The sequence below is a fragment of the Herpetosiphonaceae bacterium genome (assembly GCA_036374795.1).
GTDB lineage: Bacteria > Chloroflexota > Chloroflexia > Chloroflexales > Kallotenuaceae > LB3-1.
In genome coordinates, this window is the sequence record DASUTC010000288.1 from 18,176 (window position 1) to 30,236 (window position 12,061).

General features: G+C 62.1%; 11 protein-coding genes. 3 read left to right on the forward strand and 8 right to left on the reverse strand.

The annotated features are described in order from the left end of the window. Nucleotides 1-147 precede the first annotated feature (147 nt). The 8 genes from VFZ66_22580 to VFZ66_22615 all read right to left on the reverse strand — a co-directional run bounded on the left by VFZ66_22580 (nucleotide 148) and on the right by VFZ66_22615 (nucleotide 7,257). Entirely contained in the window at nucleotides 148-726 is a 579-nt protein-coding gene (locus VFZ66_22580) for a CDP-alcohol phosphatidyltransferase family protein (GenBank protein ID HEX6291990.1), read from the reverse strand. Next, nucleotides 707-1,339 carry a DUF4126 domain-containing protein gene (locus VFZ66_22585; protein HEX6291991.1) on the reverse strand — a complete coding sequence of 211 codons (633 nt, stop codon included), beginning with the start codon at nucleotides 1,337-1,339 and terminating at the stop codon, nucleotides 707-709. Before VFZ66_22585 ends, VFZ66_22580 begins: the two co-directional genes overlap by 20 nt. 34 nt (nucleotides 1,340-1,373) lie before the next feature. Further along, the gene (locus VFZ66_22590) at nucleotides 1,374-2,048 is read right to left on the reverse strand and encodes a DUF4013 domain-containing protein (GenBank protein ID HEX6291992.1); all 675 of its coding nucleotides are present in this window, start codon (nucleotides 2,046-2,048) and stop codon (nucleotides 1,374-1,376) included. Nucleotides 2,049-2,110: 62 nt separating this feature from the next. Beyond that, complete coding sequence (locus VFZ66_22595) at nucleotides 2,111-2,836, reverse strand: DUF4013 domain-containing protein (GenBank protein ID HEX6291993.1); 726 nt, start codon at nucleotides 2,834-2,836, stop codon at nucleotides 2,111-2,113. Nucleotides 2,837-2,897: 61 nt separating this feature from the next. Then, nucleotides 2,898-4,127 carry a molybdopterin-binding protein gene (locus VFZ66_22600; GenBank protein HEX6291994.1) on the reverse strand — a complete coding sequence of 410 codons (1,230 nt, stop codon included), beginning with the start codon at nucleotides 4,125-4,127 and terminating at the stop codon, nucleotides 2,898-2,900. Nucleotides 4,128-4,379: 252 nt separating this feature from the next. Continuing rightward, nucleotides 4,380-4,640, reverse strand: a complete 261-nt coding sequence (locus VFZ66_22605; protein HEX6291995.1) for a YtxH domain-containing protein — start codon at nucleotides 4,638-4,640, stop codon at nucleotides 4,380-4,382. Nucleotides 4,641-4,787: 147 nt separating this feature from the next. After that, complete coding sequence (gene thrS, locus VFZ66_22610; GenBank protein ID HEX6291996.1) at nucleotides 4,788-6,617, reverse strand: threonine--tRNA ligase; 1,830 nt, start codon at nucleotides 6,615-6,617, stop codon at nucleotides 4,788-4,790. A gap of 37 nt (nucleotides 6,618-6,654) precedes the next feature. Beyond that, nucleotides 6,655-7,257: a hypothetical protein gene (locus VFZ66_22615; GenBank protein HEX6291997.1), complete on the reverse strand. Its 603-nt coding sequence runs from the start codon at nucleotides 7,255-7,257 to the stop codon at nucleotides 6,655-6,657. Nucleotides 7,258-7,841: 584 nt separating this feature from the next. Between VFZ66_22615 and VFZ66_22620 the strand changes: the two genes are divergently transcribed. The 3 genes from VFZ66_22620 to VFZ66_22630 form a co-directional block, all read left to right on the forward strand. Further along, entirely contained in the window at nucleotides 7,842-8,690 is an 849-nt protein-coding gene (locus VFZ66_22620) for a hypothetical protein (protein HEX6291998.1), read from the forward strand. A gap of 801 nt (nucleotides 8,691-9,491) precedes the next feature. Then, nucleotides 9,492-9,776: a response regulator gene (locus tag VFZ66_22625; GenBank protein HEX6291999.1), complete on the forward strand. Its 285-nt coding sequence runs from the start codon at nucleotides 9,492-9,494 to the stop codon at nucleotides 9,774-9,776. 557 nt (nucleotides 9,777-10,333) lie between these two features. Further along, on the forward strand, nucleotides 10,334-12,061 hold a 1,728-nt coding region (locus tag VFZ66_22630; GenBank protein HEX6292000.1), incomplete at its 3' end, for a lamin tail domain-containing protein.

The window sequence follows — 12,061 nt, forward strand, 5'->3', positions numbered from 1 at the left end:
GAGCTTTTAGCCCCCGGCAGCACAAGGTACAGCGCAGGTTAAGGTGCGTCGGCGCGGAACCGACACACATCTGCCGAAGGCCCATCACAGCCACGGCGTAGCTCCTGTTCGTGAGGGCGGCTGCGCTACGTGCCACGCGATGGCGGCCTACTTCTGCGTGCTGTGATTGTACTCGCCGCGCAGCCATTCGAGGTAGCGCATGCCATACTGCACCCACGAGATCGCGAACGGGATCAGCATCACGTTCAGCAGCCGCCGACCCCAGGGCTGCGCATCCAGGATGTACAGCAGCAGCACGATCGTCAGCAATCCGGTCGTCGCTTTTCCGGCATAGATCGACGTGGTGATATGCGTCGTTTTGCGAAAGATCAGCGTCGCGCCCAGCAGAATCGCGGCGTCGCGGGCTAGCAGCAGGTTTGTCACCCACCAGGGAAAGTCGTGCTTGAGGCTGAGCGCAACCGCGACGCCGTCCAGGGTGAGCTTATCGGCGATCGGATCGATCAGCTTGCCTAGCTCCGAAACCTGATTGCGCCGCCGCGCGATCGGGCCATCGACCGCATCGGTAGCCATGCCCAGCACGATGATCCGCAGCGCCTTGCCCGCTCCATCCTCCTGCAACAGATAATAGACCGTAGGACCGACGAGCGCGAGCCGGATCAGCGATAGGATGTTGGATGGATAGATAAACTCGATTGGTTCGATCGACTCACGTATCTTCGCCGGCACTCTGACCTCCATAGGGCGCATACAACATCTGCTCACGTTGCAGCCGCATCGTCCAGACCACAGTTGGGAATAATAAGCCTATTAGCAACACCAATGCCAGCGGCGGCAGCCAGAAGGCCAGCAGCCCTACCACAATGAGCAGCGCATTCTTCAACGTTTCCAGGCTGAGCAGGATCAACGCGCCGCGCGCGATTGCCACGTATTCACGAATCCAGGCCGACAGCCAGTAGCAGGCGCTCGCGCTGCTGAAGCCGAAGATTGCCGCCAGCCAATCGGGCAGCGGCAGCGGCAGCGCTGCCGTGATGATCGCCGCGATCAGCGGACGAAAGAACGACTGAACGCGCGCGTGAAGATACGCATTCTCCGTTCGGCTTGGGTGGAGATAGACGCGGTCTTTGACCGTGATCGGCACGAAATACAGATCGGCCAGGAGTTGAATCACCAGCAGGGTGAGCGCCAGAAGAAAGGCCCACTCCGTGCCGATCCAGGCGAGCGGCGGCTGGAGAATGACGATCCCGTTCAGCGAGGCGATGCTCAGCGCGCAGATCGCGAGTGGTGCGTTCAGCCCCGCTACGATGATCAGTACCAGGGCGATGACGCTCATCCAAACCATGCCCGCTCCTTCGATACCCGGCCTACTGCCAACACTATACCATGCTTGGCGGCGCTGCACTCCCTCCACTCGCCACGCGGTGCGCCTGCGCATACCAGTGCGCGGCAACAAGCTGCATGTAGAAGGTCAGCGGGATGAAGAGCAGCGCGCCAAAGCCAAGGGTGCAGAGCTGGAAGACGATGGCGAAAACCACGAAGCCGAACGCGGCTGCCAGGATCAGCAGCCACGGGCGCGGAGCGCTGCTGACTTCGCGCAGCACTGGCCCCGGCATCGCCTCGCTAAACCGGTCCGTCACCGCGTAGCGCGTGAATGCTGCCATCATGAACGGGCTGAGGACCAGCACGCCAAGGATGATCGCGATCGGCAGACAGGCGATGACCGCGCCGCTGGCGGCGGTCGGCTCGCCTGTGCTGGGATCGATCGAGCCGACGAGGATGAAGATGAGCGGGCAGGCCAGCAGTAGCAGCGGCAGGCCCCACAAGAATTGGAGCACCGTGCCGAGAAAGCCGCGAATGAACTGACCGCCGAAATCGTTCCATTCGGGCAGCGGCGTGTCGCGTCCGTGGTACACGTTGCGCGTCGTGTCCATCGTGTAGCCGATCGCGACAAAGTTGAGGATTGGGATGATCGAGATCAATGTGCCGATCAGCACTTTGACGACCCACTCCGGGTCGAGGGTCGGGTAGCTCAGGCCACGTTTCAGATCCATAGAGCATTGCCTCTTTCGGATTGGTTGATGTAGCTCTGTACGATAGCCGCAGCCACGATGTTTCAGGAGCGCGTGCGTTCGCGAAATGCCTCGAAGCGGCGGCGCTGAATATCGCGCGCGGCGGCATCGTAGAGCTGCACTGTCACCAGCCGCGCGTAGAGCAGCGCCGACAGGCATAGCCAGAGCAGCAGCAATGTTAGCCAGCCCGACCACCCGGTGCTCTGGATGGTGACAAGCAGCAATGCCAGCGGCACGAGATAGACCGGCAGCGATTGCAGCCGCGCTTGCAGATACACCGCGCGCGCCTCAGGGTCGAGCGCCAGCCGCAGCGGTTTGGTCGAAAGCGCCTGCGTGGGCTGTCCGTCGCTCACGTAGAGCCGCTTGCCGATCGGCGAGACGCTGCTCAGCCAGGCGAAGCCGAACCAGCCGATCAGCAGCACGCCGCCAAACGTGCCGAAGATTTGCAGCCCGGCTCCGCCGAGTCCGGCCAGGCTCAGCGCAAGCGTGCTGCAGAGCAAGAGCATCCCGCCGAAGAGTACCGGAAAGACGAAGAAGAAAAAGTCGATCACGAACGCAAAAATACCCTGCACCGCCTTGGTGCCCAGCTCGTTCCAGCGCGGTAAGGGCGTGGGATAGCCGTTCTGGGTGTTCTCGATGCTTTCGAGCTGATAGCCTTCGACCAGCGGGTAGCCGACGACGGTCAGCGACAGCGCGCCGCCCAGCAGCACTTTACGCCACCATTGGCGGTCGCGATGTATGGTCGAAAGTGCGGTTTTTAGTGATGGCATGCTCGTCCCAGCCGTGATGAAAGCGGGCAACCTTCAGATGCGCGCGACGATGTTCCGCGCGCTATGCCGGAGACTCCGTCCGCTCCGGCGCTGCATCGCGCGGACATGATTCGAGCCAGCGGCGGAGCAGATCGAGCGCGGTGGTGGCGATGAAGTCGCTCACCTGCGGCAAGCCCCAATCGAAGCCGCGCGCGAGATAGGCAGGCTCCGCTCCCGCCCGCGACGATCCCAGCGCGAAATGCACCGTCTTGAAGCTTGCGGAGCCTGCCTCGATCAGCACCGCCAGACGCGCGTCGGCCTGTGCTTCCTCAGCCTGGGCGGCGAGCGCGCGTGCCAGCCCGGCATAGTCGCCGTCGGCTGGCGTCAGGTGCGGCTGGATCAGCACATGGGCCAGCGCCTGCCGCGCCTCGGCGCTCTGCGACAGCCCGCGATAGACCGGCGCGCTCGGCTCGGTTTCGACCAGCGCCAGGCGTAGCTGGTGCTCGGCCAGCAGCCCACCGACGCGCTGCTCCAGGGTTTCTTCTCCCAGCAGATGCCCGCCGAAGCGCTCGCGGATCAGCTCGACCAGCGGCTCGATCAGCGCGTTTGCGGCCTCGTGGCTGCCAGCTTTCGCGGCAATGCGGATCGTATGCTGACCGCGCTTGGCCGTGATCCCGACGATCGGGTTTTCGCCCAGCATGATCTCGGCGATACGCTCCCCGGCAGCGGCCTCGGTCAGCCCCGTTACCCGCAGCTCGCGCACCACCAGCACCTCGCTCAGGCCGTGGTGCTCGCGGAGATACGGCAGCAGCGCGTGCTCGGTGAGATACATCAGCTCATCGGGCACGCCCGGCAGCGCCGCGATAAAGCGCCCGGCACCTGCCGCGCCGCCCTCGGCCACGAACGCGGGCGCGCTGCCGCGTGGGTTGCGTATGATGTACGCGCCCTGCGGAATATACGCCTGCTGGCGGTTCGACTCGCTCATCCGGCGCTTGAAGGCCGCGAAGCGCGCCGCAATATCGTCGAGCAGCGTTTGATGAAATTCCAGCGGTCGTTCGGTAGCCTGCGCGATGGCCTCCCTGGTCAGATCATCGCCGGTTGGTCCCAGGCCGCCCGAACAGATGACCAGCTCGACGCGACGCAGCGCATCCCGAAGCACGCCGACGATCTGCGCGAGATCATCGCGCACCAGTGTGACGCGGCGGATGGGCACGCCGATTGTGGCAAGCTGCTGGGCCAGATATGCGCTGTTGGTATCGACGGTGACGCCTAGCAGCAGCTCCGTGCCGATTGCGACGATTTCTGCTTCCATGTGTGCTGTGCTCTCTGCTCGCGCGCTGTAGGTGAGCGGCGCGATGCGGTGGTGATGGCGTTTAGCTGCGCTCCACGCTGCGCAGGTTGCAGATCCGAGCCTCGGCTGCGCCGCGTAGCTCCTGTTCTGGTGCGGCGATCCTGGACCTGCCGATCGCGGGTGCCGAAATACTGGCGAATCTGGCGCTGACACAGCATGCCAAGCGCCAGATCAGCCCTCCTTCCTGCGAGTCATACAATCGCGGCCCCGCGCTCAGGTGACAACCGGCTCCAGCTTATCGCTTTCGTTGAGCGGCAGCCCGGCGGGAGCTTTCACACGGGTATTGAAATCGGCCCATAGTTCCTGCTCGCGCTCACGGGCGGCGCGCTTGCCCTGATCGAGCGCCGTGTTCCACCGCTCGCGGATCGTCTCCCGCGCTTCTTCGCCCGATTTGGGCGTGCTCAACAAAATAATGCCAGCGCCAATTGCCGCGCCCAGGACAGCGCCGCCAACGAAGCTGAAAAAATCCTTCACTCTGGCCTCCTTCGCGAGATCTACCGCGATTATAAAGCATCTCTCGTGGCAACAAAAGGGCCACGATCTTAGAGCGAATAGATCAACAAAGAACCAAGAACAATGCGGCGCATCGTTTGTTTGTTCGTTGTTTCGTTGTTTGTTGTTCTAGATCTCTTTGTCTTTCGTGCGCGCCTTCTCCTGAATCCGCGCCACAACATCGGCCACGGGCATCGGGCCGAGGTTTTGGTTATTGCGCAGCCGCACCGCAACCGCGCCCGCCTCCTGCTCTTTATCGCCGATCACCAGCATGTACGGGATCTTCTGCAACTGCGCGTCGCGGATCTTGGCGTTCATGCGCGCGTCGCCGAGATCGAGCTGTACGCGGATGCCTGTGGCCTTCAATGTCTGCTCGACCTCGCGCGCGTACTCGACGTGGCGATCCGTGATCGGGATGATCGCCGCCTGGATCGGCGAGAGCCAGACCGGGAACGCGCCCGCGTAGTGCTCGATCAGCACGCCGTAGAAGCGCTCCCAGGAGCCCGTAACGGCGCGGTGCATCACCACGGGCGTGTGGCGCTGCCCATCCTCGCCGACGTACTCGCAGCCCAGACGGGCGGGCTGAATGAAGTCGACCTGGATCGTCGAGAGCTGCCACTCACGATCCAGCACGTCACGCGCGATGAAGTCGGCCTTGGGACCGTAGAAGGCGGCCTCGCCTTCCGCCGCGACATACTGAACATTGTTGGCGTCGAGCGCAGCCTTGAGCGCTGCCGTAGCGCGATCCCACTTCTCGTCGTCGGCGACGTACTTGCCCTCGCTGCCGCGCAGACTGAGCCGCACGTAGTAATCGTAGAAGCCGTACGTCTCGAAGACCTCGCGGATTAGCTGGAGGGCGCGGCTAAACTCGCCCTCGATCTGCTCCGGCATACAGAAGATATGGCAATCGTCCTGCGTCAGCGCCCGCACGCGCGTCATGCCGTTCAGCTCGCCCGCCTTCTCGAAGCGGTAGAGCGTGCAAAACTCGGCGAAGCGCAGCGGCAGCTCGCGGTACGAGTGAATGCCCATCTCGTTGTAGAGCGTCATGTGTGACGGGCAGTTCATCGGCTTGAGACGATAGATCTGGCCGTGCTCGGCGTCCTCGACCATCGGCGGATACATCGAGTCGCTATAGTTCTCAAGGTGGCCCGACCTGGCGTAGAGCGATTCCTTGACCAGATGGCCCGTCCAGACATGATCGTAGCCGTAGCGCGTCTGCGTCTCGCGGACGTAATCTTCCATGATCTGGCGCATCACCGCGCCCTTGGGCGTGAGCAGCGGGATGCCAGGCCCGACCTCGTCCGAGAAGTGGAACAGACCCAGCTCCTTGCCCAGCTTGCGGTGATCGCGCTTCTTGGCCTCTTCCAGCCGGTGCAGGTACGCCTCAAGCTCTTTTTTGTTGGGCCAGACCGTGCCATAGATCCGCTGCAACTGCGGGCGATTCTCGTCGCCGCGCCAGTACGCGCCCGACACCCGCAGCAGCTTGAAGGCGTCGGGCTTGATCGCGCCCGTGTCTTCGACGTGCGGCCCTCGGCACAGGTCCTCGAACGTATCGTGCTTGTACGTCGTGATCGCCACGCGCCCGGACTCCTGCTCCGCGCCCGCCGTGCCGATCTGCTTCTCGCCGTACTCGTCGGCACCTTTTTGCAGGCCCTCGATCAGCTCCAGCTTGTAGGGCTGGTCCTTGAACAGCTCGCGCGCCTCATCCGCCGACACCTCGCGGCAGGCAAAGCGATGCTTGCCCTGCACGATCCGCCGCATATGTTTCTCGATCTCGCCCAGATCGTCAGGCGTGAGCGTGCGCGGCAGATCGAAGTCGTAGTAAAAGCCGTTCTCAACCGGCGGGCCGATCGCGATCTTGCCTTCAGGGAACATTTCGAGCACCGCCTGGGCCATCACATGCGCCGCCGAGTGGCGCAGCCTGTACAGGGGATCATTTTCGGGTGTGACAACTGGCATAGCATTCCTCCATCATCAAGACACTGATTTATTCGATCTATTCAAGCGTGATAACCGCCTCGCCTTGCTCGATCCGGATACCCTTGACGGTACGACCCTGCGCCGCAAACTCCGCGTTGATTCGATCCTGAAAAGCGCCGAGCAGATCGTCCATCGACAGGATCAGACCGAGCGGCGGGTCGAGCCGCTGCTCAGTGGCGATGATCTGACCATCGCGGACCTCCGGGCGGGCATGGGCGGTGCTGGTGACGCCGCTCACGGTGATGTCGGCCTGCACTTCGCCGGGCACGAAGCGCAGTTGAAGATCGTCGATGCCGCTCAGCCGCTCGCGGTAGGCCGCGAGGTAGCCGTTGGCCTGCGCTTCCGTCACGCGGATCTCGCCAGCGGGCACGGAGATGTCTATCGGCACCTGCTGCAAGCTGTCGCGCAGGGCATCGCGCGTGCTGTCGTCGGGCGCAGCCTGCGGGTTGATCGATTCGGCGATCTGCCGGTTGACGTAATTGGTCACGCCTGGGCGTACAAAGAAGCGTAGGGCGACAAAGCCCAGCACCAGCAGCCAGACCAGGATCGTCAGCGCGACCAGCCAGCCTCGCACGCGGCTGCGGGGTCGTTCGCGGTAGCGCTCGTACCGATAGCTCATGGTTTGCGTTCCTCCTAACGACGACGTTCAAAAAGGTTCAAGGCTCAAAGAACTCGATGCTCGAAACTCCAACATGCTCCCCGACGCCGCACCAGCTTAAAACAAAAACGCCTCGCCCTCACTGGGACGAAGCTTTGCTCCGCGGTTCCACCCGGTTTTAGATCGGACTCATCGTACCAGCGCTGCCCGACGATGCTTCCGTTCTCACTTGACGGCCCGCTAACGGGGGCCAGGCGCATCCGCTTAGTCTCGGCTTCGCGATTTCGCGGACGGGCTCGGAGGTGGTGTTGGCTCTGCTGCTGCCATAAGCCGCTTTCAGTCGGTGGCGGCCTATCCCTGGATGGCGCGGGTCAAAGCTACTCTCCTCGTCAACGCCGATGTAGCCTGGATTTTATCACGCGGTGCTGGCTGCGGCAAGTCGGACTTTCGCCCAATCTGCTCCGCGCCCAGACGGACCACGCCGCGCGGCTTTTCCCGGTTTTTGGCACGCTCTTTGACGACACGCCGTATAATGCCTCTGAGGCGCTGGTTGCCGAAGCTGATCATCTCTCTGCTCGATCAGTCTGCTGTGCGGGAGAAGACCGATGCGTTTGAAGAATTCACGCTGGCTCCAATTGGCGCTTGTCGGCCTGACGATTGTCTGCGCGCTGGCGGTGGGCTACCTGACGGGCGCGCTCGTCGGCGGCGGTAGCCCGTCGCGAACACAGGCCTACGCCAATCTGCCGACGATCGACGCCGCTGTGACGGTGGAGGCGAATGCGACCGACGAGGCCACCCCCGGTGTCACCGCGACGGTGGAGCCTACTGCCGCGCCGACCGAAGCGCCTACTCCCACCACTGAACAGCCGACAAGCAGCGCGGCTCCAGCGCAGCCGGATACGTTTATCGAGGATTCGTTTGATACGGCGGCGCATGGCTGGCCCAGCGGCGAGACAGAAACCTGGAGCGCGGGCGTCGTCGATCAGCGCTACCAGCTACGGCTGAACGGTCAGACCAGCATCGGCTTTACGACGCCCCTGCCTGCCGAGAATTATCGGCTGGGCGTCGATGTGGCCGTCGAGCAGGGCGGCGCTGGTCTGGTCTTTTTGTTCGCTGAGCCTGCGACATCGTATCGGATCATTCTGTCGCCCGACGGCGGATATGCGATCGAGCGGCAGGAGGGCAGTGCGACGACCGAAGAAAACGTCGTGACAAGGATTGTGGATTGGACTGATAGCGCCGCGCTCCAGGACACGCCCGGCGCTGCCAATCGGCTTACGATCGAGCGCCAGGGACAGGCTATTCGCTTCATCGTGAACGACCAGCCGCTGACCGAGTTTGCTGTTCCGCCGGGTCCCTTCGTCAATCGCTACGGCTTTGTGCTCACGTCGCGCAGCGGCCAGGGCTTTGCGACCTTCGATAACTTGCGCGGCGAGCGTCTGCCAGGCTCCTAGCGGGAGCGTGACACCTTCGCATAAGTCGCTTTTCTAGCCACCCACAGCAAATATCATCGCCGCCTCTGAAACTTTAGTCCTGTGTAGGTCCCACCAATTGTCACTAGCCGTAACGCCTTATGATTCGGGATCGTTCTAGCTAATACCAAATACTACGCTCTGTGAAAGCTAGTGAGTCATCGCCGAGGAGCCTCGCTATGTTAGCAACGTCACACTACACCCCTCAACACTCCCCCGTAGTACGGTATGTCGGCGACAGCGAGACAGGTATCGTTCATCGGATTGGAAGCCCCTGCGTAGTAATCCCGAACGAGGTTTTTTTGGATGTGCGGACAGCCATTGTGCGCGGCTATCGCCTATGTAGCTGCTGCCGTTTGGAGAAATAGCGTCAGCATCAGTGCGAAGGCGGCTCGTTCCGGTCGACATGCAGCAGCATCCCGTATCGTTAGTAGGCTGCGTAACGTTGTCATACAATAGAGATGATCATCTCAGGGCCTCCAACTGCATCTAGGATGACGCACGCCTGGATGCAGTTGGTATCTTCCCTGGGACCGCGCGTGCCTATGTACAGTGTTGGCCCGTGAACATATGTTGTGAGGTTGGGTGGCAAGATAGATTGGGCTGGTGAGAGCGGTAGATCGAATCTTGGAGGTATTTTGCTCGATCGTACTATCAAATGACGTAGAGTTTGGTATTATTCGCTCTTAGTCAGCGAATCGCTGGCCTAATCTTTCGACCGCAGTCATCGTCCTGATTAGCAGTTGAGCCAGTGCATGCGGCTAACTCGTGTTGGAGAGCGCTATGATCGACTCGATCTTGATCGCCGATGACAATCCCTCCATTCGTTCCCTCCTGGTCAGGCTGATCCGCCGTACCAAGCCAAATGCTCATATTGTCGATGTCGGGACGGGACAGGCCGCTTTAGAAGCTTGTTATCGCCGCCGTCCAAAGCTTGTGATTCTGGATCATGGATTACCCGATATTAATGGCTGCCAGGTATTGCATCAGTTGAAAGTCGATAGCAGAGCGAGCTATGTGATTATGATCACGGGCGATCCGGACGTGGAGCAAGAGGCGCTCGCATAGGGAGCGAACGAGGTCTGGCTCAAGCCGATGGATGTGCCGTCCATGCTTTCGCAGCTTGGGAAGCTCCTGCCCGCCGCATGATGGAAGACAAAGAGCCGGGTGCCACGCGGCTGCCCTTTGGGCATGGCACCCGGAACAAAGAACGGGGAATAGAGCAGAGAATGTCCTGACCCCCCGGACCCCTGCTCCCTGATCCCTGGCCTTTGAACTCGAAACGAGTGCAAGAAATCTGCCGGTGCCTGCCCATTAAGGATCAAGCTACGTCCTACGCTATCCAGCCGCTTAAAAAAGCCCCATCCATGTATGCCTTACGCCGCCGAGCACTCGTGCGGCGTGCTGTGTTTGATGTGGTAGGCCTGGCGCTGATCCGTGCTTTGGTATAAGGAGTAACAACGGAGCACAATAGTCCATTCGGTGGCTTGCTGTCGTTCCTCGCGTCTTGATCTCTGCTTAACATATATCAACTATACTACTTCGGCACATCATCACGCTTGCATCGCTGCACTGAACACAGCATGCATGATGCAAGCAGGCTCTTCGGCAAGGAAAGGAATTCCATGTTCGCTCTCCATCCCCCAGCGCGCCGTCCGCTCGTCCACTTCAGCATGATTCTAGCGCTGCTCTTCACGGCGCTCGGCAGCATTCCCGCTGCCACACCGGCGGCAATCGCCGCATCCTCAACCGTTGTCATCAGCCAGGTCTACGGCGGCGGCGCCAGTTCAGGCGCAACGTACCTCAACGATTTCATCGAACTCTTCAATCGGGGCACCACTACTGTCTCATTAGCTGGCTGGTCCGTGCAGTACGGCAGCGCGGCGAATAACTTTTCCAGCAAGACCGATCTGCCGTCCGCTTCGCTGGCTCCAGGCCAGTATTTCCTGATCCAGCAGGCGGCTGGATCCACCGGCGCAGCGCTGCCGACACCTGATGCAACTGGCACGATTGCTATGTCTGCATCAAATGGAAAGGTCGCGCTGGTTAACTCGACAACGCTGCTGACCTGTGGTGCAGCCGCGACTCGTTGTAGCTCCGGCAGCACTCCCTCGCTGGTTGATTTGGTTGGATACGGCACGTCGAGTGACTTCGAGGGAACGGCGGCTGCTCCTGCGCTCAGCGCCACCACCGCCGCGCAGCGCAGGAACGGCGGCTGCACGGAGACGGACGACAATAGCGCCGATTTTGACGTATTCACGCCCACACCGCGCAACACATCCACAGCGCTGGCACGCTGCGGCGGCGGCGGAAGCGAGCCAATCACTCCGACGTGCGGCGGGCCGCTGAGCACCGAGGCGGGCACGGCGGCAACCCGCAATGTCACCGCGACCGACGCCGACGGCACGGTTACAACGGCGGCGGTCACGAGCGTCACGCCCGCGCCCGCCGCCGGCTCGATCGCGATCACCGCATCGACGCCTGCTGCCGCGACCGGCGGTACGCTCCAGGCCACGCTGACCGTCGATGCGGCGGTTCCGGCGGGCAGTTACGACGCGACGATCACCTTTGGCAACAACGACGCAACGCCGCAGACCGCGACCTGCACGATCGCGATCACGGTGAGCGATCCCGCTGGAAGCTGCCCGGCAGGCGTAACGCTCACGCCGATCTATACGATCCAGGGCAGCGGCGCGTCCAGCCCGCTGGCGAACACCACCGTGACGTTCGAGGGCATCGTCGTGGGCGATTTCCAGGCCAGCACCGAGCTGAGCGGCTTTTTCGTTCAGGATCAGACCGGCGACGGCGCGATTGCTACCTCGGACGGCATCTTCGTGTTTGTGCCGAGCGCCAATCCGCTGTCGAGCGTCAACGTGAGCATCGGCGAGCGGGTGCGCGTCACGGGCCAGGTCAAGGAGTTCAACGCGCTGACCGAGATCGACAATGTTTCTGCGCTGAATGTGTGCAGCGCAGAGACGCCGCTCGCGCCCACGCCCGTCGATCTGCCGGTGGCGACGGCGAGCGGCATGGAGCAGTACGAGGGCATGGTGGTCACGTTCCCCGAAGCGCTGACCGTCAGCCAGAACTACTTCCAGGGCCGCTACGGTCAGGTGACGCTCTCGGCGGAAGGCCGCATGTACACGCCGACCAACGACCAGGGCAATAGTCTCGACTACAACGTGCGCCGCAGCATCGTGCTGGACGATGGCCGCACTAGCCAGAATCCCAGCCCGATCCCGTACCTGGGCGCGGATAACACGCTGCGCGCCGGAGACATCAGCACGGGCCTGACCGGCGTCGTGAGCTACGGGCCGATCTCCAGCGATACCAGCATCCGCCACTATACGCTCCAG